Below are 25,647 nucleotides of genomic sequence, written 5' to 3'. Positions count from 1 at the left end.
GGCGCCGGCATGATAAGGGGGAGGAACGATCGATGGCGACGAATTCCACATTGACGGTTGTCGGGCTAGGGTCCGGCGATGCGGATCAATTGACGCTCGGCGTCTGGCGCACCATTCAGAATGCATCTCGAGTGTATGTGCGAACCGAGCATCATCCGATGATGAGCCTGCTTCGCGATAACGGGATCGGCTATGAGTCGTTCGACCGTATCTATGAGCAGTTCGATAATTTTCCTGATGTGTACGATGCGATTGCTTCTGAACTGATCCGACTTGCGCTGTCCGCTGACGACTCGGATGAAGCAGGTGCAGGTGCGTCTTCTGCGGGAGGAAGTGCAGGGATTGTGTACGCCGTTCCTGGCCATCCGATGGTCGCGGAGCGGACGGTTCAGCTGCTGCGGGAGCGGTGTGAGGAGGCGGGCGTTGCCCTGCGCATTATGGGCGGCGAGAGCTTTCTCGATCAAGCGTTCGTCCGGCTCGGCTTCGATCCGATCGAAGGCTTCCAGCTTCTTGATGCGAGTGGTGTGAAGCCATCGCTGCTTCAGCCGCTGCTTCACACCGTTATCGGACAGGTGTATGACGTCTTCACCGCCTCCGATCTAAAGCTGACGCTGATGGAGCGTTACCCGGACGATCATCCGGTCGTCGTGGGGCACGCGCTCGGCGTGCAGGGTGAGGAGCAGATTGTGCGGGTGCCGCTGTATGAGCTCGATCGAATTGAGGGCTATGGCAATCTGTCGCTGGTATGGATTCCACGTTCGGAGGACGAGGCGCTACAGAACCGTTCGTTTGATCGTCTACACGAGATCGTCTCGATTCTGCGCAGCCCCGAAGGCTGCCCGTGGGACCGCGAGCAGACGCATCAATCCATTCGCAAAAATTTTATCGAGGAGCTGTACGAGGCGCTCGAAGCGATCGATAATGACGATCCGGACAACATGCGCGAGGAATTCGGCGACGTGATCCTTCAGGTCATGCTGCACAGCCAGATCGAGGAGGAGGTCGGATCGTTCAACGTGTACGACGTTATTCAGACGTTGAACGAGAAGCTCATTTTTCGCCATCCGCATGTGTTTGGCGACCGCGGCGCGAGCAACGCGGAGGAGGCGCTTGGCAACTGGGAGCAGATGAAGGCCGAGGAGAAGAAGCGTAACGGCACCGCCGAGCAGCGCAAGTCGGTTCTAGACGGCATACCGCGCGATCTGCCAGCGCTCATGAAGGCATATAAGCTACAGAAAAAAGCGGCCAAGGTCGGTTTCGACTGGGACGATCTAGACCCGGTATTGGCGAAAATTCAGGAGGAGCTGAGCGAGCTTCGCGAGGCTGCAGCGTCGGGCAGTGCAGATGAGAAGATCGGGGAGCTGGGCGATCTGCTGTTCGCGGTCGTCAATGTGGCAAGGTTCATCGATGCTGATCCGGAAGAGGCGCTTGCGCGTACTAATGCAAAATTCAAGCGAAGATTTTCCTATATTGAGGAACGGCTCCGTATAGAAGGTAAAACTTTTGACCAGACTGATCTAATAGAAATGGACCGGTTCTGGGAGGAAGCAAAGTCGAAAGAATAGCGTTTTTTTCGTCTTTGTTCGCCATTATGCGGCTCTATTCTTCATCATTCGCAAATTTTTTTACACAAATAGCAGGATTTTTTTAGCATCAGGAAGAAATACTAGGGAGCCTGACGGTGATACTTCCCGAGACGTATTGACTTCCGGGACCATTTCTACGAATCTGACCGATGAACTATAGGAGGCAATTACGAATGAACAAGACGGATTTGATTAACAACATTGCAACGAAGAGCGGTTTGACGAAGCGTGACGTAGAGGCTGTATTGAATGGCTTCCTCGGCGAGGTTACAGATGCGCTCGCTAGCGGCGACAAAGTGCAGCTGATCGGCTTCGGCACGTTCGAAACTCGTACTCGCTCCGGCCGTACAGGCCGCAACCCGCAAACGGGCAAACCGATCGAGATCGCGGAATCCAAAGTCCCTGCATTCAAGGCTGGTAACAAGCTGAAAGAAGCTATCAAGTAATCCATGCGTTTAGATAAGTTTCTCAAAGTATCGAGGCTGATCAAGAGGCGTACCGTCGCGAAGGACGTATCCGAGCAGGGGCGCGTCTGGCTGAACGGCCGGGAGGCTAAGCCTAGCAGCACGGTGAAGCCCGGAGACGAGCTGACTATTCAATACGGGACGAAGCTGGTTACGGTCCGCGTCGAGCGTCTGGCCGAATCGACTCGTAAGGAAGAGGCTGGAGAGCTTTATACTTTGTTGAAAGAAGAAACGCGTCAGCCTGAATCACAGGATTGGCCATAATTGAGAACCGCCCAGCAGGCCTGGTGATAACGCCAGCCTGTAGGGCGGTTTTTTTGCTGCGGTCATCCTCTTCCAATGTCCTTTCCTTACCCGCCTCATTATTAGTCCGGTAACATTCCCCACTGTAGTTCTAATAGTCTAGACACGTCGCAAAATATTCCTCTAGACCTCATGATGGATATAGTCAAAATGTTCCTATTATGCTAGCATAAACAATAAACAATATAAACATTTTTTGCTAGTTCAAAACTTTTAATTTTGCATGAAGGAAACATTCGAACTGTGCAAGCACGGCCTATTTTTCGTTAGAGGAGTGTGTTCAATGAAGCAGTTAGCAAGGTGGCTGTTGGCGGTCATGCTGATCGCAGTTGTACAGCCATTACTAGTAGCACCTAAGGTCTATGCGGCTACCCCGGATGCGACCATTACTACAGTGGAGGACAAGTCTTATGATGCGGGGGGCTATTACCCGACGGGAGCAGGTTCTAACGAGCATTTGGCCGGCTACTCCTGGTATGCAGGAGTGAACTACGGGGATTCTTACTATGTTATGAAGTATAAGATCGATTCCTCGAAATTCGATACAAGCAGAACGATAGAGAAGGCTGAGCTCGTTCTTAATATAGTAGCGAAGGAATTCCAACCCAACATTCCATCGGCACTAAGGAAATTAAGGATCTATACGTCTACGGATACAAGCTGGCTAGAAACGAATGCGGCAAGGGTCGACCCGGCGACGCTGGTGCTAGCAAGGGAGTATAACGCGGATGAAATTGCTAAGGATACGAATACACTGGATGTTACCGCTGCCTTTAATGCTTATCGGGCGGCCCATCCGAGTGCGACGGAAATCACGTTTGTGTTAGAGGGAACGACAGAGGCAGAACTTCTCGCCAACAACGTCGCGATAACCAGTGCAGATTTCAGTGCTTATTTTGTAATTTCCGACAGATTAAGTGCATCCGGTAATGCCCCGCATCTCGATTTGACTTACTCGGCGAACACTGCCCCGACAGGAATTAGTCTGGACACCAGTACGGTGTTAGAGAATAGTCCGGTCGGAACGGTGGTAGGCACACTGAGCGCCGACGATGCGGAAGGGGGTACCATGGCATACAGCATGGCACCAGGCGGGGTGGACAACAGTTCGTTCCAGATATCAGGCAATCAGCTGAAGACAGCAGCCTCATTCGACTACGAGACAAAGAACAGCTATTCGATCAAGGTGCAGGTTGCCGATTCGGGCAATCTGACCTACACTCAGGACTTTACTATTAGCGTAGAGAATGTAAATGAGGCCCCGACCGGATCGATTATCATTAACGGCGGTCAAACGGCAACGAACAGCCAGGATGTAACGCTCACTCTCACCGGCTCGGATCCCGAGAATGATCCGCTCATGATGAGCTTTAATGCAGATGGAGGGCCCTGGACTACTCCGGTAGTATTTGGCACATCGGCAACCTATACGCTGCCGGCGGTCGAAGGGACCAGAACCATCAATTTCAAGGTTACCGACAGCCAAGGTCTCAGTCATACCAGCAGCAGCACGATTATACTCGACAAGACGGCACCGACGGGGACGTTGTCGATTAATAACGGAGCGTCCGTGACTTCTTCTACGTCCGTGACGCTTGGGATAACGGCGTCGGACTCACTTTCGCCTTCTGTGGAGATGCGATTATCCAACGACGGTTCGACTTGGAGTGCATGGGAGCCGGCAGCAGCATCCATGCTGTGGACGCTTGCGTCCGGGGACGGCAATAAGACGGTAAGGCTTCAGCTTCGCGATATTGCTGGCAATACGGTAGAAATCACCGATTCCATCGTCCTCGATACGGTTCCGCCAAACGGCGTGTTGGCGATAGCGGGCGGAGCGAATTATACGAATTCGGCTACAGTGAATTTGAATCTGGCGAACCCGGATGGGACTGCAATCGAGATGCGGTTCCAGAACGAATCCGGAGCGTGGAGCAGCTGGGAGACCTATGCATCGACGAAGAGCGGCTGGTTGCTGTCGAGCGGAGACGGCGTCAAGACGGTCAATGCTCAGCTAAAGGATACGGCCGGTAATACGGTGGAAATCAGCGATACGATTACGCTCGATACCATTCCTCCCGTTGTAACGGGAATTGCTGATGGAGACGTTAAGAACACGGATGTCACCATCACCTTCGATGGTAGCGGCACTCTGAATGGAAATTCGTTCAGCAGCGGCACCAGTGTGACGGCAGAGGGCACATATACGCTAGTCGCGGTCGACGCTGCAGGTAATATGACGACTGTCCATTTCACGATCGACAAGACAGCGCCGGATGGTTCCGTCGTGATTAACGGCGGAGCGGCTGAAACGAACGATACGACGGTTACGCTGACGATCAGCAACCCGGACGGCACGGCGGAGCAAGTGCGGTTCTCCAATGATGGCTCGACATGGAGTACGTGGGAAGCTTATACGGCTACGAAGAGCTGGACGCTTGCAGCCGGCGACGGTACGAAGACGGTAAGCGTGCAATTGAAAGACGCGGCGGGCAACGCGGTGGTGGTGAGCGACAATATTACGCTTGATACGACGGAACCAGATGGTGCGGTTACCATTAATGGCGGGGCAGCAAATACGAACGATACGGTGGTCAGTCTCGCGATCAGCAACCCGGACGGCACAGCAAAGCAAATGCGGTTCTCGAATGACGGCTCGACGTGGAGCGCATGGGAAGCTTATGGGGCTACGAAGAGCTGGACGCTTGCAGTTGGTGACGGCACGAAGACGGTAAGCGTCCAGCTGCAGGATGCAGCAGGCAATGTGAAGACGGTGAGCGACACTATCAATCTCGATACGACCGCGCCGGTTATTACCGGCGTAACAGACGGCGGTCTGTATAACGCAGATCTAACGATTACGTATAACGAAGGCAGCGGCGATCTGAACGGCGCTCCGTTCAGCAGCGGCAGTCAGGTGACGGCGGAAGGCACTTATACTTTAACGGTGACGGATGCAACCGGCAACGCAGCAGTCGTAACCTTCACTCTGGATAAGACGGCACCGACCGGCACCATTACGATTAACGGCGGGGCATCGGATACGAATTCGCTGACCGCAGAGCTGACGCTGACCTCGGACGGTACGGCTGATCAGATGCGGTTCTCGAACGATGGCTCGACGTGGAGCTCATGGGAAGCTTATGGGGCCACGAAGAGCTGGACGCTTGCAGCCGGCGACGGTACGAAGACGGTAAGCGCGCAGCTGAAGGATGCAGCGGGTAATGCGCGTACCGTTAGTGACACGATTAACCTCGATACAGTCGCACCTGTTGTTACCGGCGTAACGGATAGTGGTCTGTACAACACAGATCTTACCATTACGTACAACGAAGGCAGCGGCGTTCTAGACGGCGCTCCGTTCAGCAGCGGCAGTCAGGTGACGGCAGAAGGTACTCACACGCTGAAGGTAACGGACGCTGCGGGCAATGTGACAACCGTTACGTTCACACTCGATAGGACGGAGCCGGATGGCACGGTCACCATTAACGGTGGTGCAGCGGCTACGAACGATACGACGGTAAGCCTGGCAATCAGCAATCCGGACGGCACGGCGAAGCAGATGCGGTTTTCGAACGACGGCTCGACATGGAGCGCATGGGAGACCTTCGCTGCGACGAGAAGCTGGACGATTGCAGCTGGTGAAGGCACGAAGACGGTAAGCGCGCAGCTGAAGGATGCAGCGGGCAACATACGGACGGTCAGCGATACGATTACGCTCGATACGACGGCACCGACCGGCACCATTACGATTAACGGCGGGGCATCGGATACGAATTCGTTGACCGCAGCGCTGACGCTGACCTCGGACGGTACGGCTGATCAGATGCGGTTCTCGAATGATGGCTCGACGTGGAGCGCATGGGAAGCTTATGGGGCCGCGAAGAGCTGGACGCTTGCAGCCGGCGATGGTACGAAGACGGTAAGTGTCCAGCTGAAGGATGCAGCGGGCAATGTGCATACCGCTAGTGACACGATCAACCTCGATACAGCCGCACCTGTTGTTACCGGCGTAACGGACGGCGGTCTGTACAACACAGATCTAACGATTACGTATAACGAAGGCAGCGGCGTTCTAGACGGTGCTCCGTTCAGCAGCGGCAGTCAGGTGACGGCAGAAGGTACTCACACGCTGAAGGTAACGGACGCAGCGGGCAATGTAACCACCGTCACGTTCACGCTCGATAAGACAGCGCCGGATGGCACGGTCGCCATTAACGGCGGCGCAGTGGCTACGAACGATACGACGGTAAGCCTGGCAATCAGCAATCCGGATGGCACGGCGAAGCAGATGCGGTTCTCGAACGATGGCTCGACATGGAGCGCATGGGAAGCTTATGGGGCCGCGAAGAGCTGGACGCTTACAACAGGCGATGGTACGAAGACGGTAAGCGTGCAGCTGCAGGATGCGGCGGGCAATGTACAGAACATGAGCGATTCGATCGACCTTGATACGGTTGCGCCGGTTATTACCGGCGTAACAGACGGCGGTCTGTATAACACAGATCTAACGATTACGTATAACGAGGGCAGCGGCGATCTGAACGGCGTTCCATTCAGCAGCGGCAGTCAGGTTGCGGCAGAAGGAACTCACACGCTGAAGGTAACGGACGCAGCGGGCAATACAACAACCGTCACGTTCACGCTCGATAAGACGGCGCCGGATGGCACGGTCACGATTAACGGCGGCGCAGCGGCTACGAACGATACGGCGGTAAGCCTGGCAATCAGTAATCCGGACGGCACAGCCGATCAGATGCGGTTTTCGAACGACGGCTCGACATGGAGCGCATGGGAGGCCTTCGCTGCTACGAAGAGCTGGACGCTTACAGCCGGTGAAGGTACGAAGACGGTAAGTGTACAGCTCGTAGATGTGGCAGGCAATGTTGGAACTATGAGCAGCACGATCGAAATGGATACGACTCCGCCGACCGGGAGTGTAAGCATTAATGGCGGCGCGCCGATTACGACCAGTTCCAATGTAGTGGTTACGGTATCGGCCTCGGGAGCGGCACAAATGAGCTATTCGATCGATAATGGAGCGACCTGGAGCGCCTGGACGGCATACGTACCGACACTTTCTGTCCAACTGCCGAACGGGTATGGAACGAAGACGGTGTTGATTAAGCTTAAGGATGCAGCGGGTAATGAAAGCACTCCATTGTCAGGCAGCATTATACTGCGCTCGGTTCCAGTATTGAACAATAATGAAGCTAACGGGACGGAGGATACCCCTTACGCATTCAAGGCATCTGATTTTGCATTAACGAATGAGGATGGAACGGCGCTTTCCACGATCGAGATCGTCTCCCTGCCGGCACATGGCTCGCTGCAATTGGGCGGAGCTGCAGTGAAAGCAGGCGATAAGCTGAGCGCGGGAGATGCCACTGCCCTTAGCTTTATTCCTGAAGCGGACTGGAACGGGCAGACATCACTGACTTGGAAAGGCGAATTCAGCGGCGTAGCTTCATCGTCAACGGCTGTGCTGACCCTGACGATTGCGGCGGTTAATGATGCTCCGATTGCACAGAACGCAAGCTATACGACAACCGATGAAGCTGAAGTTAAGGCAAAGCTCATTTCAACAGATATTGATGGGGACACATTAACGTACAGCATTGTCGATCAGCCGTTATCGGGACAGTTGACATTAGATGAAGCTTCTGGAGCGTTTACGTATAAGCCGAAGCAGGCTGGAACCTTTACGTTTACGTATCGGACGTTCGATGGAACGGTCTTCTCTAATACGGCAGAGGTAACCATTAAGCACAGCTATACGCCTTCATCTCCAGTGTCGGTGCCAGTAAATCCGAGTACATCGGCAGAAAGACTGGCTACGATCAACGGTGATGAGAAATCGCCGCTGAACGACAATTTGCAGATTGAGGCTTCGGAGACGAAGTCGGGTAGTACGATAGCCGTTACGGTTAGCGGTGACAAGTGGAAAGGTGAGTTCCCAGGCAAACCGGGCGAGTCGGTGAGGATTGTCATCGTGTCTAGCGCATATGCCGGAAGTGTCACCCTTGATTCTTCAATGGTAGATCGGCTTTCCTCGGGAAGCCGGGGTGTTGCAGTGGAGCTGGGCGATCGCGCCATTTCAATTCCGGCCGATATGCTTTCGCAATTAGCCGAGGCTATGAAAATATCAACAGCTGTGCTCCGAATTGAGATTACCAAGGCAACCGAAGCCGATGCTGAGACGGCGAACAAGGCGGCGAGTAGGAGCGGCGCCCGCATCGTAGCTGCTCCAATGCAGTATCGGGTATATGTAGAGGCCGACGGCAAGCGCACGGAGCTGTCTTCATTCAATGGGTATCTGGATATTTACTATAAATCAGAGGAACTGCAAGGCGCGAATCCGACTACAGCTGCACTGATCGGGAACAACAGTAAGCTCAGACCGCTGCCGACGAAGTTTGACCGCACGTCCAGCAGTACGTATATTCGCGTACATGGCTTAACGTATGGAACGTTCGTGCTGGTTGAAGCTGACGCAGCGTTCCATGATACGAAGGGCCATTGGGCGGAAGGATCGATCGACACACTCGCGGACCGTCTAATTATTAATGGTGTGGGCAACGGCAGGTTCGAGCCGAATCGAACGGCGACGCGCGCGGAATTCGCTTCGATTCTTGTCCAAGCATTCGGCTTATACGGACGCAGTCAAGCGTTGAATTATTCAGATACGACGGCAGGATTGTGGTATGAGGAAGCGCTGGAATTTGCGAGCGGCTATGGATTGATTACTGGTTACGCAGATGGCTCGTTCCGTCCGAATGCAACGATTACGCGCGAGGAAGCGATGGTTATCATGGCGCGTACGGCCAAGCTTCTTGGATTAGACAGTGATTTGACTAAGCAGCAAGCCGCGGATGCCCTTAATCCGTTCGGGGATCAAGATGCACTGCATGATTGGTCTCGCGAGTCGGCGGTATTGTGCGTTGCGCTTGGGATTGTGAACGGCATTGACGGAGATCTGAAGCCGGAGCAGCCGATCACCCGTGCGCAATTAGTGGTCATGATAGAAAACCTGTTGAACAAGGCGGACTACATCTAATGCCGAGGTTTGTAATTGAACGGCTCTTACTGGAAAGCAGCAGCATTCAACTTGTACTCACACGTCAGGATGACCCTTTCATGATGGCCGTGTATGAAGCGGTTCGGAGGGTAGAGATGGCAGGATGGGGATGGGAGGAAGAGGCTGCTGCTTCCTTCCTCGCGATGCAGTACAGTATGCAGCAGCGTTCATATGAGATGTATTACCCAGAATCGAGCTTGTTTATCGTCTCGATTGAGGGGGCCTCAGCGGGCAAGCTGCATGTAGCTGAAGGCGATCAAGCGATTACGTTAGTTGATATCGCTCTGCTCCCGACCTATCAAGGGCGGGGGGCAGGAACGATATTGCTGCGCGGCTTGCAGCGATACGCGCAAGAGGCAGGCAAGCCGCTCCGGCTGACGGTGAACACCGACAGCCGTGCATTGAGGCTGTACGAGAAGCTGGGCTTTCGTACCCTTGAGGCGAATGAAGTGAATACCAGAATGGAATGGAATGCGGTACATTTTTAAAGGAAATTGGAGGAGAGGCTACGAATGGAACCGTATATTGGAGAAATTAGAATGTTTGCGGGTAATTTCGCTCCGTCCGGCTGGCATATATGCGATGGATCGATTCTGCCGATCAGTGAGAATGAAGCCTTATTCTCGCTTATTGGTACGACGTATGGCGGCGACGGACAGACAACCTTTGCCCTTCCGGATCTGCGCGGTCGAGTGCCTGTCGGACAAGGCATGAATAGCGCAACAGGGACTACGTATACGTTAGGTCAGAAAGCGGGAACTGAGACCGTAACGCTGACGAGCAATGAACTGCCCGCCCACATCCATGGGGTGGTAGCATCATCGGCGGTGACGACATCCCACCCGCAGGGTGCGGTATGGGGAACTGGCGATACGGTGCAGTACGTAGCACCCAGCACAAGCGGTGCGCCTATGCTTGCAAGCGCTGTATCGGTCGCTGGCGGCGGACAGCCGCATGACAATATGATGCCGTACTTGCCGATCGGGTACATCATTGCATTGGAAGGTATATATCCAACTCAGGGTTAAGCTTGAGCTGGTAGCTTAGGAGGGACTTCGATTATGGAACCGTTCTTAGGGGAAATTCGTTTGTTTAGCTTCGGTTTTGCGCCGCAGGGCTGGATGCTCTGCCAAGGACAACTGCTGAGTATTAATTCGAATACGGCTCTATACGCTTTGTTAGGGACTCGATACGGCGGCGACGGCATAAGTACTTTCGCTCTGCCTAACTACAGCGGCCGCGTGCCGGTCCATCAGACCGCTGGTATGCCAGTGGGGGCTACTGGCGGGGAAGAGAAGCATACGCTGACCGTCTCTGAGATGCCAAAACATATTCATACCGTGTGGGCAAGCGCGAATGCGGGGAATTCCAAAACACCGAACGGCTTGACTTGGTCGGTACCACTCAATGATACGTCAATATACTCGAGCGAACCTTTTGACAAGTTGATGGCTAGCGATGCGATCAGTGTGGCTGGAGGCAGTCAGCCGCACAACAATATGCAGCCGTATACGACGCTTAACTACTGTATTGCCGTTCGGGGTATTTTCCCGCCAAGAGACTAGATAAGGAGGCGTTTGATATGGCTGATGCATATATTGGAGAAATTCGAATGTTCGCAGGTGATTATGCGCCCAAAGACTGGGCGTTCTGTGAAGGGCAGCTGGTGTCCATCCAGCAAAATCAGGCATTGTTCAGTATACTAGGAACGATGTACGGCGGCGACGGTAAAACGAACTTCGCCCTTCCGGACTTGAGAGGACGCGTACCGATCCAATATGGTCAAGGGCCGGGACTGTCGCCGAGGACTCAAGGCGTACCTGGAGGATCCGCTGCTGTTACGCTGCTAGAGAACCAAATGCCCGCTCATAACCATGTACCGCAAGGCGGCGGCGCGGCAGATAAGACGGACCCGGCTGGTGCAGTCTGGGGAGCAACAGGGCGATCGGGCACACAGCTCTACGATGGTACGATAAACGTTGACATGAACCCAATGGCACTGCAACAGGCAGGGAACTCCCAGCAGCATAACAATATGCAGCCTTATCTGTCGTGCAGCTTTATCATTTGTATACGAGGGTATTTTCCTCCTCGCTCATAGAGATGTTCTAATAGCGTCCCCTTCTTCATAGGCTAGTCTCGAAGGAGGGGACGCGTCTATGTTGGAACAAGGCAAGGGCCAGAAGCGGCAAGAGATGAAGATGATGAACCGCAAGCTGCTAGAATTGACAGGCGTGCTGAACGTTGACAGCTTTGACAGCGAGGAGTTTCTGCTCGAGACCGATCTTGGATTTCTAACCGTTCGGGGACAAAATCTGCATATGAAGCATCTTAGCCTTGAGCAGGGGCAGGTTGCAATTGAAGGGCTGATCCATTCGCTCGCCTATTTGGATGGCAGCTCGCAGACGAAGTCCAAAGGGCTGTTCGGGAAGCTGTTCAAGTGAACTTAACGTTAAGTGAACAGTGGCTTACGATGGGCCTCATGCTGCTGTCCGGCATCGGCATGGGTGTCGTCTTCGACGGCTATCGCGTCGTCTCGCACGAGCTGCGCTTCGCCAAGTGGACGCTCCCTCTGTTCGACTTGCTCTACTGGGCGGCAGCGACTTTCATCGTGTTCCAGGCGCTGTCCGCCGGCAATAATGGCGAGGTGCGGGCGTACGTGTTCCTGGGATTGGCAGTTGGAGTCATCATTTATTTTCTTATGCTTAGTCGAGCGGTCATCGCGATTGTCCGATGGACGATCGAGGCGATACGCTATTTAATTGGTCTGGCAATCCGCTTGTTCGATTTGCTCATATGGCGGCCGATGATTGCATTGTACAAGCTGGGTAAAGTGCTGATTGGTTTTTTCGCGGCGCTTACTATATTCTCTTTTAAAATTGTGGTACAATTGATGCGTCCTTTTTGGTTTCTCGGACGCTGGATGCTAGGGCCGCTGCTGCGGCCGTTGCTCAAGCGGCTACGACCTGTCGTTGCAGGCTGGGAGCTGAAGGAGAAGACGACGCGATTCTTTCACTGGATTCGTGAGTGGTGGAAGCGGACGTTCGGACGTTCATCATCGTGAAAGGTGGTACAGTGTTCATGGCGAATGAAAGACGACAATCGGGGCAATCGGCGGCATCCGGGACAAAGCGGCGTATGCGGTTCTATATTGCCGGAATTGTAATCTTCTCGTGCTGGGCATTGTACGCGCTGATTAACCAAGAGCATCGGCTGAATGTCGAGTCCGGAAGGCTGTCCGAAGCGAAGTCGGAGAAGGCGGCCACCGAACGGCAGATTGCTAACCTTAAGCAGGAAATCGAGCGTCTTCACGATCCTGAATATATCGGCCAGCTAGCCAATAAGCAGGGGATGGTGCGCGAGGGCGAGAAAGTGATTGAGGTGACCGAATAGACGCTAAACCTTATCAAATCGGGTTTTTCGTCTGTTGACCTTGCTTTCTTCGGTAAGCTATAATCATTTTTAGTAAGGTCTTTTATTTAAGGACCGTCATGTATAATTCCTTAGGGAGGAACGTTTTCTTTTATGGCAATTGAAGTGGGCGCAAAGTTAGAGGGGAAAGTGACAGGCATCACGCATTTCGGAGCATTCGTCGATTTGTCTGGAGGCGTGACGGGTCTTGTTCATATCTCCGAGATAGCCGACAACTACGTTAAGGACGTCAAGGATCACCTGAAGTTAGATGACATTGTTAAGGTGAAAGTCATTAATGTCGACAAGGACGGCAAGATCGGCTTATCCATTAAACAGGCAATCGACCGGCCAGAAGGTCAACTGGCACCGCAAGCGCGCGAGCCGCGTCCAGGCGGATTTAATCGTGGCGGCGGCGGTGGACAAGACCGCGGCGGACGCCCGTTCAAGTCATCCTCTGGTAAAGCGCCGTATGGAAAACCGTCATTCGAAGACAAAATGTCGCGCTTCCTGAAAGACAGTGAAGAACGCATTTCTTCCCTCAAGAAGAATACCGAGGGCAAACGCGGCGGTCGCGGTGCCAAGCGGGTATAACATCATAATGCGGATGCAAAGCAGAACCTACGGGTTCTGCTTTTTTTGCGTTATGGAGTCGTATTCCAAAAACTTTCCCCTGAAACTCCGGTAATCCCGACAATAGAGGACGCTTATTGCCACACGGATCGTGTCGTCTCCAGCGACGGGATACGCGCAAGTCCTCCTGGCAATCGCATTCAAACCCAGTCTGGGCCTGAACGAACACGTTGCCGACAAGCGTGCGGCGCGAAGAACGTTTTGTCGGAAAAAAATTAGCTGCAATGAACGAGTTGTGACAAACTTTATAAAAACAGGCCTCTATAATGGGACTCACATTAATTCGGAAATGGTGGTGTGTCTCGTGAAAGAGAGGAGCAAGCTGATCATGTTTCCAGATGTACAGCAGGCAGGAACGGCTGTAGTGCAGCGCGCGGTCCGCAAGGGGAGAGATTGGGCTGCCAGCCGCAAGCTGTTCCAATTCATTGCCGCTAAGAAGTGGACAATCCTTCTAGTTGTCGTCGGATTTCTGCTGGGACGAGCTGTCTTATTGGAATCGCTCATGCCGTTTGCCGCTGCCTATTTCGCCGTTTTGTATTTTTTGAGAAGAGATGCTAGCTTCTGGGCAGGTGTAGCGCTTGTCGCGGGAAGCTTCTTCTCTCCCGTTCCTTCGCCCGTTTGGATTGCAATGGAGCTTGCGGTCGTTTTCTTATTGGTGAAAGGGCTTGAAGCTTATGAGAAAGCCGAGCTGTCCTATGCGCCGCTGCTCGTGTTTATCTCTACGCTACTCGTTCAGCTGTTCGGTACTGTCATTGATAATCTGCTCGGCTGGTATGATTTGTTGATGATCGTCGTTGAAGCGTCACTGTCCTTTGTGCTGACGCTTGTATTCGTTCAGGCGATTCCTGTGATGACGATGACGAAGCGGACGAGCGGGCTGCGCAACGAAGAGATCATTTGTCTTATGATTCTGATGGCTTCGATTATGACAGGGGCGGTTGGCTGGAGCATTAGCGGCATGTCTTGCGAGCATGTCATGTCTCGTTACATGCTGCTGTTGTTCGCCTTCGCCGGCGGAGCGCCGCTTGGCGCCTCAGTCGGAGTCGTGGCTGGACTTATCTTAAGCCTCGCTGATTTTAATGCAATCGTACAGATGAGCTTGCTTGCCTTCGCAGGCTTGCTGGCTGGACTTATGCGTGACGGAGGTAAAATGGCAGTATCGTTCGGTATGCTGCTCGGCACTTCTATTTTGTCCATATATATTGGCAATCAATCGGACGTTATGTCATCCACTTATGAATCAGTTGCCGCTGCCGTGCTGTTCCTATTAACCCCACGCATTATGACTCGCATGATCTCTAGATATGTGCCAGGTACGCAGGAGCATGTTAAATCCCAGCACGAGTATGCTCGACGGGTGCGTCAAGTGACCGCTGAGCGCGTCGAGCAGTTCTCGGAGGTGTTCCGCCAGCTGTCGAAGAGCTTTGGTCAGCTGAATGGAGCAGTCGAGGCGGTGAAGAAAGAGGAGAAATTCAATCATTTCATGAATGCGGTTGCGGAAAGAAGCTGCCAATCCTGCCATCGCCGTAGTATGTGCTGGGAAGGAAAGTTCTATCAAACGTACAAGCTTATGACCGATATGATGACATCTGTAGAAGAAGGGAAGAAGCTTGCGAATAAAGATATGCCAAGAGAGTGGACGACGCACTGCGTAAAGCCGCAGCAGGTCATTGGTGTTATGCAGCAGCAGTATGAGCTGTACAAGAACGATCAGCATTGGAAGAAACAAATTATTGAATCCCGCCAGTTGGTCGCGGATCAATTGTCGGGTGTGTCGCAGGTGATGGAGGATTTAGCGAAGGAGATTAAGCGAGAGGGGCAGATGCTTCACCTGCAGGAGGAGCAAATTCGGGAGGCGTTAGAGGGACTTGGGCTGTCGATCAGCGGCATCGATATTATTAGTTTGGAGGAGGGGAATGTCGAGGTTGAGGTGTACCATACGTTCGCGAGGGGGTACGACGAATGCCGTAAAATTATTGCGCCGCTGCTGACAGACATACTTGGCGAGCATATTGCGGTCAAGTCGGAGCGTTATCCGGAAAAGCCGGGTGAGCCAGCGCTTGTGACATTTGGTTCGGCGAAGGAATTTGAAGTGGAAACTGGGGTAGCCGGTGTGGCTAAAGGAGGCGACCTGCTGTCAGGTGACAGCTTCAGCACTATTGAGCTTGGGAATGGCAAATTTGCGGTCGCAATCAGCGACGGTATGGGCAACGGTGAGCGGGCGCGGCTGGAAAGCAGTACGGCGTTAACCATTTTACAACAGCTGCTTCAATCTGGAATGGACGAGCGGCTGGCGATTAAATCGGTTAATTCAGTGCTGCTGCTGCGCTCACCTGATGAAGTATTCGCCACGGTTGATGTTGCTTTGATCGATATGTATACGGCCAAGACGACGTTCTTGAAGATCGGCTCGACGCCAAGCTTCATTAAACGGGGTAACGAGGTGATTCCGGTAACGGCGAACAACCTTCCAATCGGCATTCTGCAGGACATTGATGTCGATCTCATCACGATGCAGCTCCAGCCGGGCGATACGCTCATTATGATGACCGACGGCATTTATGATGCGCCTGGACATGCGGTGAACAAGGAGATGTGGATGAAGCGGATCATTCAAGAGATTAACGCAACCGAGCCGCAAGAAATCGCCGACACGCTGCTCGACAGAGTTGTGCGTCATCATAAGGGCGATATAGTGGACGATATGACGGTCGTTGTCGCAAGAGTGGACAAGCATCAGCCGGAATGGGCGACTTTTCGCTGGACCGGTATTCCGCGCTTTGAGCGCCCAAGGACGGTGAGCTAATATGAAGTGGAGAGTCAGTGTGAATGGGAAGAGAGTATCGAGGGAGAAGGTAAGTCGCCAGCGGAATGTGCAGGAGGAGCAGCAGAAGCCGGCTGTAGTGGAAGCGATAGAGCCGGTAGAGTCAATAGAGTCAATAGAGTCAATAGAGTCAATAGAGCCAATGAAGTCACTAGAGTCTGTAATGTTAATAGAGACTAAAGAGGTTAATAAAGAGTCATCATCAGAGGTCCGCTATGTCCAGCACGCTGCTGGGGTACAGCCTTTGATGCCGCTCGCGGGGTCTTTACTAACGCGGCTGCCGTTACCATTGCCAGTGCGGTTGACCCAAGCACAAGCGGAACCAAAACGGTCGACACGAGCGCCTGGGCATCCGAAAGCGCGAATGCGCATACGAACGCGGCGGCGGATCGCCGCGGCACACACGGTCCGAATGCGAATGGGTACCGATTGGCTGGCAGCCCATACTACCTCCTCCCGTAAATTACGACGAAGCAGCCCGCCCATTCGGGTGCCTCCAGGTTCAGTCAGGGAAGGCTGCTGGAGGTTGGCATAAGCTTATCTCCCGGCTGTTATAATGAATCCGCCGAGAACGTGCCCATTCGTGCGTCTCGGCATGCAAGTTATGAAAGCCCGATTGACGTGAGCGGTCTCGAGACGCTCACATCGATCGGGCTATTTGGCCTGTTGCTGGCCTATGGCTGAAGGGGCGGGTTACTGCGCAAAACTAGTAATAAATTACCAATATTAGAAAATACATTGACTTATATAGATAGAATGATTTAACCTTTTATTGTAATTATTAGCTAATATTACACTCATTAAATTGGATGGAGGGAATTTATAAGTGGCGCTTAGAAGTAAGTTGATTGTTGGTGCTGTTGTTAGTTCTTTATTTCTGGGGGCTTTGTCTGTATCGGCGTATAGCGGTAAATATTCATTTACGATTTCATACAGCATAAAAGGTAAGACCGAACATTCGCTGGATAATAAGTCAACTTCGACGGATGTTACTGCTCAATCCTATGACTATGACTATAGCTCCGGGTATGAAGGTCAAAAGATCAGCAGTAATAAGGATAATTTTACAGTATCCATTATAAAAGGTTTGTTTACGGAATATAGTGTTTCGGGAATAAAAGCAGATGGAAATTCATATTCTAAGAACTTTGGAGTTGTAAGTAAAGGGGACTATGTCGTAAAGGTGACTAAGAATGGCGGGGGCAGCGATTTTATAGATGGAATAGGTTATATTAAGCAATAGGATACACAGAGAGAAAGCAGCCCTGCATGAAGCGGGATTGCTTTCTCTTTTGCCAATATAGCAGTCTACACTGACTCTAAGGAGAACCGTTACGTATGGGGGATATTCTTACCGCTAGATCAATTAGTAGAAAATATAATCCTAATAGCGACCATCAGGAGCTAAAAAATGTGTATTTAAATTTTCAAGAAAATAAAATATATCTGATTAGAGGAAAAAGCGGGTCGGGCAAGACGACCTTATTGAATATATTGGGCGGCATGAGTAAGCCAGACACCGGAAGTGTAAATTATAAGCAGCGGTCAATCTACGATCTCTCCGAGAAGGAGCAGGCACTTATTCGCAATAAAAGCTTCGGATTTGTTTTTCAATCTTTTAACCTCATACCCGAATTATCGGCGAAGGAAAATATCCTGCTGCCTAAATATTTTAATCCGAAATTGACTCTAACCGACCGCGATGTAAAGGACTTGTCGGACGAGTTAGCGATTGGATCATTGTTACATAAAGAAGTTTACCTGCTATCTGGCGGGGAACAGCAAAGGGTCGCTATTGCACGAGCGTTAATTACCCAACCGGATATTATCTTTGCCGATGAACCTACAGGTAACCTCGACTCCACTAACTCAAGCAATGTGTTTGATTTGCTAATGAAAAGTGTTTTGGTTAGAAAAGCAACCTTGTTAATGGTTACTCATGAGAACCGAGCGATTCAGTATCCGCATGAGAATCTGTTCATTCGTGACGGAGTCGTGGAACAGCTTGAAGAGGGTGTGGAACGTGTATAGAATGGCGTTCAAGCTATTGCTTCAAAGGAGCAACTGGACAGTTCTAACGATAATATCTTTAGCCTTTACGATTGCGGTATTGGTTTCGGTTATCACTTCGACGGAGTCCATTAAGCAAACACTGCTTAATAATACGATGAAACAATACGGGGGGTATTCCGGAGCCATTACAGATGCAGCGAATGCAGAATCAGCGTCTCTCGGATTGCCAGTGGGGTTGTATAAGACAACAAAACCGATCATCCTAAAGGATAGAAAGGTTGTACTCGGCGCAGTAGATGAGAAATTTATATCAATTGGCAATATCGAGCTAGTTGAAGGGCGATTTCCTAAGAAGGCTGGGGAAGCAGCGGTCGAGAGCTACTATTTAAAGACGCTATTTCCCGATTGGCATGTTGGGGAGTCTGCAGTGATTCCGATTCAAGGAGACAATAAAGAATTTAGGCTGGTAGGCATCGTCGAAAACTACACGTCTAGGCTGTATTCTGGTGTTACATCATTTCCGAGCATATTTCTCTCATCCAGTGAGACAGGTATAAGGATGTCCAGCAATTATGTAGTGGGGTATGACCGTTCTCAGAGCGTTAACCAGAACATTGAGATGATGATGAGAATAATATCAAGAGAGGGGAGCCAGGGCTTTCTTAACGAGAGGTTGTTTAATAAAGGATTGTTGGAAGCCCGCAATCTAAAAAATATTTCTACAGCATTGCAATTGGCGATTTTGGTCACCTCGGCCATTCAGATTTTGACGTTGTTCTCGTTTTATTATTACAATAATCGCCAGAAATTTTCTGTCCTCAAGACGGTTGGAGCAACATCAGGACATTTGGGCAGGCTGTCTGTCATACAGATATCCATGATGTTTATCGGCAGCAGCATCATTTCTATCCCCATTATTATCGCGGCTCATCTTGCAATTACCCGCAGCACTTATAAGATGTCAGTATTTAATACAAGTGTAATGAAAGAAATCGTTCCTGCCATCCTGCTTTGGAGTGTTCTCGTTTACTCCATTGCAATTGTTTCTGCATTAGCATCTATTGTGAACAATAAGGGGACCATTGGAGCTGCTCTAATCAATCCTGGCAGCATATCTAAGCGCGTTCTGCAATATATGACCTCAATAAGGAAATTCGAGCGCAAGCAGCTGTTGATGCAGCTCGGCCTGTTCCCCAAGCAAATTATCTTTCTGGTGCTATCTCTAGCCTGCTCGATCCTCATTGTTCTTGTTTCTATTGTATACGCCAAAGAAGCAGCCGGAATTTGGAATACGGACATCGATTATTACCTGACCTCACAAGAGAATATCATATCCAGACAGATTGAAGGTCATCGAGTTTTAGTGTCAGAGGAACGTGTCTTTACGAGTCAAGCTGTAGACAAGCTTGAGTCGTTGGACGGGATAAAGCTTGTGGTGAAAGAGCCATTTATGAATGATGTTAAAATCACAATTAATCAAGGTCGATTTACAGGTGATCAACAACTATATTCGGTAAGCGGCGGTCCTGATGTGGAATATGTTTTGATGAACACGAATGAAATGACTCGTGCTTTTCATTTAAGTGAGGCTGAGGCCGTTAACTCGGCAGTCATTTATTCTCCCGACTTCCTAGCGGAAGAGGCGAATGAATGGCTGGGCGGTACGGTGACCTTATCCAAAATAAAATTGAACGGCCAGGGAGGGTATGATAAGAGAAGCTGGGATTACACTGTGGCGGCTGTCATCGATTCCAGTTTCGGTGATATCCCGACCGATATAGACAGCGGCACCAATCAGTTGGTTGTCATTTTAAACGAGGATTCTGCTATTCAGAACGGAATAACGGCCGGGTATAAAGATTTGTCTATTTATTTGGAAGATCATTTAACGGCGGAACAAAAAAATAACCTGTATAACCAAGTGTATGATATGACGCTCGGAGTTCCGGGCAGCCTGTTTCAGTATATACCGGACCTTAAGCAGGAGAACGGCAGATTACCTGGCTTTATGTCGTTTATCGGTTCTCTGGTATTTTACATCACCATGTTGTCATCAGGGTTTTGCATATATGTAGTATTACTATTTAAATATAAATTGCAAAGGAGATACTGGGGGATTTACAGATCGCTGGGCATGCAGCCTGGACAGGTCTTTAAGCTGTTATGCAGTGAGGCGTACATTTACTTCCTCATCGCAGCGGTATTAAGCAGTGCACTGTATGTTCTGTTCTTGCTGTTAGTTTCACCTTCCTATTCTACGTTGAGCTATGTCCAGGTTCTACTGACCATATTGCTGTCCGCAGGCTCAATCATCACGCTGGCTGTGCTGTCGTTATATAAGAGGGTAAAGAGCGATTCTATTGCCCGGTTGCTGAGAGTTTCGGGATAGTCGATTTGTCCAGATGAAAGGAGAAAGGCAAGTGCTGATAGAAGCTGAAAGGCTCGTATGGTTTGCGCTCCCAATTATTATATTGTATATAATCGTTCGACTGCTGCTGATTAAGATAGTCAGGTATAACCCGATGAACGATTGGCTTCGCTTCGGTTTTGTTTGCTACTTGGCAGCTCTATTCTATATTGTGTGGATCTACGGGGCACTTCCAGTCGACTATTTGTTATATAATTGGGTTCCGTTCAAAACAATCCTCGGGTATCTGAACTACAACATTCCGTCCATTGCAGTTAAGAATCTAGTCGGAAATATTGCGATTACGATACCGCTCGGACTATTCGCGGCGCTCGGTTTTCGAATACCGCGGCTTCATATTGTTGTATACGCTGTAGGAACTTCAGTATTTATTGAGGCTGCGCAGTTTGTTTTCTATCAGCTTGGTTTAGGCATGCGAACAATTGATATTGATGATGTATTGCTAAATACTTGCGGCACGATAATGGGGTACTATGCCGCGATAGTGGCTGTTCCTAGACGCATTCGTCTCCGTGCAGACGTTCGAAGAACGGCTTAGTATAGTGCGGTATGAAAGGGGAGCAGCCAATTAGAGGTGGCAATGCGGGGATCGTTGAGCCCTTGCATCGCCATTTCTTTATTTTATATCAGCGATCTCCACAACGTAGCTGCTCCATTATTAGGATAGCCCCTTTGATGCTGTTATGTAACGAGACGCGTGTGCAATAACAAAGGGTGCAAGTCTTAGCGGCGGCGTACTCTAAAAACACGCTTAATGTCGCAACATCCGATGCGTCTATTCTGTTCTTAATCTGGCAAAGCTAATAGAGACAACTAATAGATGCACTCGCACAGTCTCAATACGGCTAGGAGGTACGCGATGAAGCAGATTCTATTAATTACGGACGGCTGCTCGAACGTAGGGGTCAGTCCGGTCGTGGCGGCGGCGCATGCGTATTCGGAAGCGATTACGGTCAACGTAGTGGGAGTAATCGACCAGAGTGATGTGGGCGAGTTCGGAGCGTCGGAGATCGAAGAGATTGCAAGAGCGGGAGGCGGCATGAGCCGACTTGTACACACGAAGCAGCTGTCGCAAACGGTTCAAATGATGACGCGCAAGACAGTTATGCAGACGATACAGCAGGCGGTGCATAAGGAACTGAAGCAAGTGCTCGGCCAGTCGTCGATCGAATCGCTTCCGCCGGACAAGCGCAGCGAGGTTGTGCGCGTCATGGATGAGCTTGGCGAGTCGGCGAAGCTGCGCGTCGCTCTTCTTATCGATGCCAGCGCAAGTATGAAGCCTAAGCTGGCGGCTGTCGAGGAGGCAATTCGGGATCTGATGTTAAGTCTGAGATCAAGGCAAGGAGCAAGCGAGCTGGCTGTGTTCCACTTTCCAGGATCAGGATACGGTGACGATTGCACGCTAGACCTGGATTGGACGAATGATCTGACCGGAGTGCAGTCGATTTTTCCTAAACTTCAGATGAGAGGCACGACGCCGACAGGCCCGGCGATTATGCAGGTCATTGATTTTTACCGTCAAGGGGATTATCGTAGGGATAGCAGAGACGAAACGGACGGGATGATGAGTGACTACGTCGTTTAATTTCACCCTCGGCCGTGGATCGGTCGTGACAGGCAAGTGGAGAGGGGCCGCATACCACGTGGAGCGTCTGCTCGGCGAAGGAGCGAATGGCAAAGTATATCTGGTACAGCGGGACAAGACTTGGTACGCATTGAAAATCGGCGCCGATGCTGTCGATCTTCAGTCGGAAATCAATGTACTGCAATCGCTCGACCTGCAGAAACGATCGAAACGGCCCGACCTCGAGCCGTTTCTTGTCGATGTAGACGATGCTGTGCTCGAAGCGGGCAAGGAGTTTCCATTCTATGTCATGCGGTACGTTCGCGGCTCAACGCTGTCGGGGTTTCTAGCGAAGGCAGGGACGCAATGGTTTCCTCTGGCGATGTACAATCTGCTTCGCAAGCTCGGTGATCTCCATGAGGCAGGGTGGGCATTCGGCGACTTAAAGGTAGAGAACATTCTCGTAGCGGAGTATGGGCGGGTCGAACTGGTCGATTACGGAGGCTTGACCGGCTTCGGCAAGGGTGTACGTCAGTTTACCGAAATTTATGACCGCGGTTATTGGAATGCAGGGACGAGAACGGCGGATGCGGGATATGATCTATTCTCGTTTGCAGTGCTATGTATTCAGCTGTTTGACAGCAAAAGATTGCAGCTGCTTCCGCATCAATTGCTTCCACAGAATCGCTCGCCTGAGGAGCTGCTGCGCCTGGCGCAGAGTAACTCGGCGCTGCGCCCTTTCGTCGGCTGGCTGAACAGAGCCCTGACAGGCGGCTTTGCCGATACTAGGGAGGCGGCTGCGTCGTGGCAGCGGCTTGTGACCCGTTCCGATACGCATAAAATGGTGCAGCCTGTCCCGGCATGGGTGAAAGGACTGTTTCTGCTATCGGCGTGCGTCGCAGCAAGTGCAGCTGTCTGGCTGTGGCTTGGTGGATAGAGTCGGAATGATCTGCATGGTAGCAGTTGCATTCGATTAACGAAGGGGATTAGGCACAGCATGGATGAGTTGCTGAAGCGGTTAATGGCGGCCAAAGAAGCGGATGGGTTATGGGGCGAAGGGGATACGATTGTCGTGGCCGTATCCGGAGGGCCGGATTCGATGGCGCTGCTTCATTTGATGCATAGGGCGGCGGCTATCGACCGGCTGCAGTTGATTGCTGCACATGTCGATCACGGATTTCGAGGGAAGGAATCAGAGAATGAGGCTGCTATGGTGGAGGCATACACCCGAAGCTCGGGCATTTCATTTGAATCGATTAAGCTTGATATGCCAACATATATTGAAGAAACAGGATTAAACGGACAGCTCGCAGCTCGCATCAAGCGGTATGAATTTCTCCATCAGGTTGCCAAGAAGAGCGGCGCGTCACGCATTGCACTTGCTCACCATGCTGATGATCAGGCGGAGACGGTATTAATGCGATTGTTAAGAGGCACAGGCACAAGCGGCTTAGCGGGAATTCCGGTTCGCAGGGTCGATAAAAACGTGGAACTAATCCGCCCGCTGCTGCGTATTTACAAGACAGAGCTAGAAGCCTATGTGAAGCAATATGGAATTCCGTTCGCGATTGATAGCAGTAACCTGAAGCGTGATTATTGGCGTAATGAGCTGCGGCTTGATGTTCTTCCTCTGCTATCTCAATATAATCCACAATTGACGGTATCCTTGAACCGACTTTCTGAGATTGCAGCGGCGGAGAACGAGTGGATGCAGCAGGAGGCGCAGCGGGCTTTCAAGCATCTGGTCAAGCGCTGCCCGGGGCCGACGTTTGAACTGAATCGAGTGGACCTGATGAGCCTTCCTGTCGCTTTACAAAGGAGATTGATTAAACTAATATTAAATTATCTCTCCATGGAAACGGCTGGTCTAGCGCCCGGTGACGGCGCGGAATTTGAGCAGATTGAGAGAATGAGAAGTGCAGCGTCGGACGAGTCTCCATCGACATGGGGCATGGACGCAGGTGCAGGAATCCGGTTCGACCGTGAGTACGACCGATTGCGATGGGTATGCCGTGGAAGAGAGGCGCAAGAGCCTTGTCCGCCGTATGCGTACACGCTTAATGGGGAGAACGGAATCGTTCATATTCCGGAAGGGGGAATGACGTTCCGGCTGACGCACGACGCCGCGGCAGCCGTGGAGCGCGGGCCGTATATGGCAGCATTCGATGCGGATAAGCTTGCTTACCCGCTCATCGTACGCAACCGCAGGCCGGGTGATCGGATGAGCGTATTTGGATTAAAAGGAACGAAAAAGGTGCAAGATATGTTCGTTGATCTAAAGATTCCACCGTCCATCCGAGACCGAATGCCATTGCTCGTTGATGCGGAAGGGAAGCTGTTATGGATTCCAGGAGCAAGACGTTCAGCAGTTGCGCCGGTAACGCCGGACACGACGAGTCTGCTTTGCATTCATGCTGTACCTTTCGCAACGAACCTTGAATAAGCGGCCCTTGTATGATCATACATATAAGTTACAAGCTATCCCGATTAGGGCGGGAGCAGCTTGAGGGTAAAGTATCTCAGCAATGTCTCAGTACACGCTTAATCTAAGGTCATGCTTTTGAAGCAGCTTAAGCTTCACTCCGGCCGCAATACCGACCGAAGCAATACGCTTAATCTAAGCGAATGCTTACGAAGCAGCTTAAGCTTCGCTCCGGCCGCAATACCGACCGAAGCAATACGCTTAATCTTTAGGAGGAACCATTTTGCTAAACGATATCCAGGAAGTTCTTTTTGATGCCGAGACGATTCAGAACAAGATTAAGGAGCTAGGCGAACAGCTCAGCCACGATTTCGAAGGGCGGACTCCGCTAGTGATCTGCGTCCTGAAAGGCGCGTTTATTTTTATGGCGGATCTGGTTAAACAACTAAATATACCTTTGGAAATTGATTTCATGGCTGTATCGAGCTACGGTGCATCTACCAAGTCGTCTGGCGTAGTCAAAATCATCAAGGACCTGGACGTCACTGTTGAAGGTCGTGAGGTGCTGATTGTAGAAGATATTATTGACAGCGGCCTTACATTAAGCTATTTGATCGATGTGCTGGAACGCCGTAATGCGAAGTCGGTGACAGTCGTCACGCTGTTTGACAAGCCGGCCCGCCGGACTGTCGAGCTGGAGGCAGACTATAAGGGCTTCATCCTCCCGGATGAGTTCATCGTCGGCTATGGTCTCGATTATGCAGAGCGTTACCGCAATCTGCCGTTCGTTGGCATCCTGAAGCCTGAAGTATACAGTAAGTAATATACTCTTCTCGCGAAGGAACGCGCCCGATGGTTATGCGATTCACCTAAGTATGGCAACGTCCGTCTTCTATTGTGATGGAAAGTCATGCTATGGTA

General features: G+C 51.3%; 22 protein-coding genes. 21 read left to right on the top strand and 1 reads right to left on the bottom strand.

Features of this window, described 5'->3' with window-relative positions:
• The first annotated feature begins 32 nt into the window (after nucleotides 1-32).
• The 13 genes from yabN to spoIIE all read left to right on the top strand — a co-directional run bounded on the left by yabN (nucleotide 33) and on the right by spoIIE (nucleotide 16,281).
• Nucleotides 33-1,565: a bifunctional methyltransferase/pyrophosphohydrolase YabN gene (yabN, locus tag PXY01_RS16240; protein ID WP_127571168.1), complete on the top strand. Its 1,533-nt coding sequence runs from the start codon at nucleotides 33-35 to the stop codon at nucleotides 1,563-1,565.
• Nucleotides 1,566-1,759: 194 nt separating this feature from the next.
• Nucleotides 1,760-2,032: an HU family DNA-binding protein gene (locus PXY01_RS16235; RefSeq protein ID WP_127571167.1), complete on the top strand. Its 273-nt coding sequence runs from the start codon at nucleotides 1,760-1,762 to the stop codon at nucleotides 2,030-2,032.
• Between the two features lie 3 nt (nucleotides 2,033-2,035).
• Nucleotides 2,036-2,314, top strand: a complete 279-nt coding sequence (locus PXY01_RS16230) for an RNA-binding S4 domain-containing protein (protein WP_127571165.1) — start codon at nucleotides 2,036-2,038, stop codon at nucleotides 2,312-2,314.
• 322 nt (nucleotides 2,315-2,636) lie between these two features.
• Entirely contained in the window at nucleotides 2,637-9,410 is a 6,774-nt protein-coding gene (locus tag PXY01_RS16225; protein ID WP_164744463.1) for an S-layer homology domain-containing protein, read from the top strand.
• The gene (locus tag PXY01_RS16220) at nucleotides 9,410-9,919 is read left to right on the top strand and encodes a GNAT family N-acetyltransferase (protein WP_127571161.1); all 510 of its coding nucleotides are present in this window, start codon (nucleotides 9,410-9,412) and stop codon (nucleotides 9,917-9,919) included. Before PXY01_RS16225 ends, PXY01_RS16220 begins: the two co-directional genes overlap by 1 nt.
• A gap of 24 nt (nucleotides 9,920-9,943) precedes the next feature.
• Nucleotides 9,944-10,459, top strand: coding sequence for a phage tail protein (locus PXY01_RS16215; RefSeq protein WP_127571159.1), 516 nt, complete (start codon nucleotides 9,944-9,946; stop codon nucleotides 10,457-10,459).
• Nucleotides 10,460-10,492: 33 nt separating this feature from the next.
• On the top strand, nucleotides 10,493-10,996 hold the full coding sequence (locus PXY01_RS16210) for a phage tail protein (RefSeq protein WP_307719389.1): 504 nt from the start codon (nucleotides 10,493-10,495) through the stop codon (nucleotides 10,994-10,996).
• A gap of 17 nt (nucleotides 10,997-11,013) precedes the next feature.
• A complete protein-coding gene (locus PXY01_RS16205; protein ID WP_127571155.1) occupies nucleotides 11,014-11,532 on the top strand; it encodes a phage tail protein in 519 nt (172 codons plus the stop codon).
• Nucleotides 11,533-11,590: 58 nt separating this feature from the next.
• The gene (gene yabP, locus PXY01_RS16200) at nucleotides 11,591-11,875 is read left to right on the top strand and encodes a sporulation protein YabP (RefSeq protein ID WP_127571153.1); all 285 of its coding nucleotides are present in this window, start codon (nucleotides 11,591-11,593) and stop codon (nucleotides 11,873-11,875) included.
• A complete protein-coding gene (yabQ, locus tag PXY01_RS16195) occupies nucleotides 11,872-12,495 on the top strand; it encodes a spore cortex biosynthesis protein YabQ (protein WP_127571151.1) in 624 nt (207 codons plus the stop codon). The genes yabP and yabQ overlap by 4 nt, the downstream gene beginning before the upstream one ends.
• A gap of 17 nt (nucleotides 12,496-12,512) precedes the next feature.
• Nucleotides 12,513-12,824, top strand: a complete 312-nt coding sequence (locus PXY01_RS16190) for an FtsB family cell division protein (RefSeq protein WP_127571149.1) — start codon at nucleotides 12,513-12,515, stop codon at nucleotides 12,822-12,824.
• A 132-nt stretch (nucleotides 12,825-12,956) separates the two neighbouring features.
• Nucleotides 12,957-13,436, top strand: a complete 480-nt coding sequence (locus tag PXY01_RS16185; protein ID WP_127571147.1) for a S1 domain-containing RNA-binding protein — start codon at nucleotides 12,957-12,959, stop codon at nucleotides 13,434-13,436.
• Nucleotides 13,437-13,803: 367 nt separating this feature from the next.
• Complete coding sequence (gene spoIIE / locus PXY01_RS16180) at nucleotides 13,804-16,281, top strand: stage II sporulation protein E (RefSeq protein WP_127571145.1); 2,478 nt, start codon at nucleotides 13,804-13,806, stop codon at nucleotides 16,279-16,281.
• A 231-nt stretch (nucleotides 16,282-16,512) separates the two neighbouring features.
• Here spoIIE and PXY01_RS16175 read toward each other — a convergent pair whose 3' ends face one another.
• Nucleotides 16,513-16,785 carry a hypothetical protein gene (locus PXY01_RS16175; RefSeq protein ID WP_127571143.1) on the bottom strand — a complete coding sequence of 91 codons (273 nt, stop codon included), beginning with the start codon at nucleotides 16,783-16,785 and terminating at the stop codon, nucleotides 16,513-16,515.
• Nucleotides 16,786-17,125: 340 nt separating this feature from the next.
• Here PXY01_RS16175 and PXY01_RS16170 point away from each other — a divergent pair, with 340 nt between their 5' ends.
• The 8 genes from PXY01_RS16170 to hpt all read left to right on the top strand — a co-directional run bounded on the left by PXY01_RS16170 (nucleotide 17,126) and on the right by hpt (nucleotide 25,549).
• The gene (locus PXY01_RS16170; protein ID WP_127571141.1) at nucleotides 17,126-17,542 is read left to right on the top strand and encodes a hypothetical protein; all 417 of its coding nucleotides are present in this window, start codon (nucleotides 17,126-17,128) and stop codon (nucleotides 17,540-17,542) included.
• 95 nt (nucleotides 17,543-17,637) lie between these two features.
• Nucleotides 17,638-18,330 (top strand): ABC transporter ATP-binding protein, encoded by a 693-nt coding sequence (locus PXY01_RS16165; protein WP_127571139.1) that lies wholly within the window; start codon nucleotides 17,638-17,640, stop codon nucleotides 18,328-18,330.
• Nucleotide 18,331: 1 nt separating this feature from the next.
• Nucleotides 18,332-20,701, top strand: a complete 2,370-nt coding sequence (locus tag PXY01_RS16160; RefSeq protein WP_307719390.1) for an ABC transporter permease — start codon at nucleotides 18,332-18,334, stop codon at nucleotides 20,699-20,701.
• 31 nt (nucleotides 20,702-20,732) lie between these two features.
• On the top strand, nucleotides 20,733-21,278 hold the full coding sequence (locus PXY01_RS16155; RefSeq protein WP_164744461.1) for a VanZ family protein: 546 nt from the start codon (nucleotides 20,733-20,735) through the stop codon (nucleotides 21,276-21,278).
• Nucleotides 21,279-21,599: 321 nt separating this feature from the next.
• Complete coding sequence (locus PXY01_RS16150) at nucleotides 21,600-22,325, top strand: vWA domain-containing protein (protein ID WP_127571133.1); 726 nt, start codon at nucleotides 21,600-21,602, stop codon at nucleotides 22,323-22,325.
• Nucleotides 22,309-23,241, top strand: a complete 933-nt coding sequence (locus tag PXY01_RS16145; RefSeq protein ID WP_127571131.1) for a protein kinase domain-containing protein — start codon at nucleotides 22,309-22,311, stop codon at nucleotides 23,239-23,241. Before PXY01_RS16150 ends, PXY01_RS16145 begins: the two co-directional genes overlap by 17 nt.
• A gap of 60 nt (nucleotides 23,242-23,301) precedes the next feature.
• Complete coding sequence (gene tilS / locus PXY01_RS16140) at nucleotides 23,302-24,747, top strand: tRNA lysidine(34) synthetase TilS (protein WP_127571129.1); 1,446 nt, start codon at nucleotides 23,302-23,304, stop codon at nucleotides 24,745-24,747.
• A 262-nt stretch (nucleotides 24,748-25,009) separates the two neighbouring features.
• Nucleotides 25,010-25,549, top strand: coding sequence for a hypoxanthine phosphoribosyltransferase (gene hpt / locus PXY01_RS16135; RefSeq protein WP_127571127.1), 540 nt, complete (start codon nucleotides 25,010-25,012; stop codon nucleotides 25,547-25,549).
• Nucleotides 25,550-25,647 lie beyond the last annotated feature (98 nt).

The sequence above is a fragment of the Paenibacillus xylaniclasticus genome, assembly GCF_004001065.1.
Lineage (GTDB): Bacteria > Bacillota > Bacilli > Paenibacillales > Paenibacillaceae > Paenibacillus_T > Paenibacillus_T xylaniclasticus.
This window is presented reverse-complemented; position numbering and strand designations above follow the sequence as displayed.

Coding starts and splice junctions, on each gene's coding strand:
- yabN (WP_127571168.1), top strand. CDS start 33: ATGGCGACGAATTCCACATTGACGGTTGTCGGGCTAGGGTCCGGCGAT.
- PXY01_RS16235 (WP_127571167.1), top strand. CDS start 1,760: ATGAACAAGACGGATTTGATTAACAACATTGCAACGAAGAGCGGTTTG.
- PXY01_RS16230 (WP_127571165.1), top strand. CDS start 2,036: ATGCGTTTAGATAAGTTTCTCAAAGTATCGAGGCTGATCAAGAGGCGT.
- PXY01_RS16225 (WP_164744463.1), top strand. CDS start 2,637: ATGAAGCAGTTAGCAAGGTGGCTGTTGGCGGTCATGCTGATCGCAGTT.
- PXY01_RS16220 (WP_127571161.1), top strand. CDS start 9,410: ATGCCGAGGTTTGTAATTGAACGGCTCTTACTGGAAAGCAGCAGCATT.
- PXY01_RS16215 (WP_127571159.1), top strand. CDS start 9,944: ATGGAACCGTATATTGGAGAAATTAGAATGTTTGCGGGTAATTTCGCT.
- PXY01_RS16210 (WP_307719389.1), top strand. CDS start 10,493: ATGGAACCGTTCTTAGGGGAAATTCGTTTGTTTAGCTTCGGTTTTGCG.
- PXY01_RS16205 (WP_127571155.1), top strand. CDS start 11,014: ATGGCTGATGCATATATTGGAGAAATTCGAATGTTCGCAGGTGATTAT.
- yabP (WP_127571153.1), top strand. CDS start 11,591: ATGTTGGAACAAGGCAAGGGCCAGAAGCGGCAAGAGATGAAGATGATG.
- PXY01_RS16190 (WP_127571149.1), top strand. CDS start 12,513: ATGGCGAATGAAAGACGACAATCGGGGCAATCGGCGGCATCCGGGACA.
- PXY01_RS16185 (WP_127571147.1), top strand. CDS start 12,957: ATGGCAATTGAAGTGGGCGCAAAGTTAGAGGGGAAAGTGACAGGCATC.
- spoIIE (WP_127571145.1), top strand. CDS start 13,804: ATGTTTCCAGATGTACAGCAGGCAGGAACGGCTGTAGTGCAGCGCGCG.
- PXY01_RS16175 (WP_127571143.1), bottom strand. CDS start 16,785: ATGGGCGGGCTGCTTCGTCGTAATTTACGGGAGGAGGTAGTATGGGCT.
- PXY01_RS16165 (WP_127571139.1), top strand. CDS start 17,638: ATGGGGGATATTCTTACCGCTAGATCAATTAGTAGAAAATATAATCCT.
- PXY01_RS16160 (WP_307719390.1), top strand. CDS start 18,332: ATGGCGTTCAAGCTATTGCTTCAAAGGAGCAACTGGACAGTTCTAACG.
- PXY01_RS16150 (WP_127571133.1), top strand. CDS start 21,600: ATGAAGCAGATTCTATTAATTACGGACGGCTGCTCGAACGTAGGGGTC.
- tilS (WP_127571129.1), top strand. CDS start 23,302: ATGGATGAGTTGCTGAAGCGGTTAATGGCGGCCAAAGAAGCGGATGGG.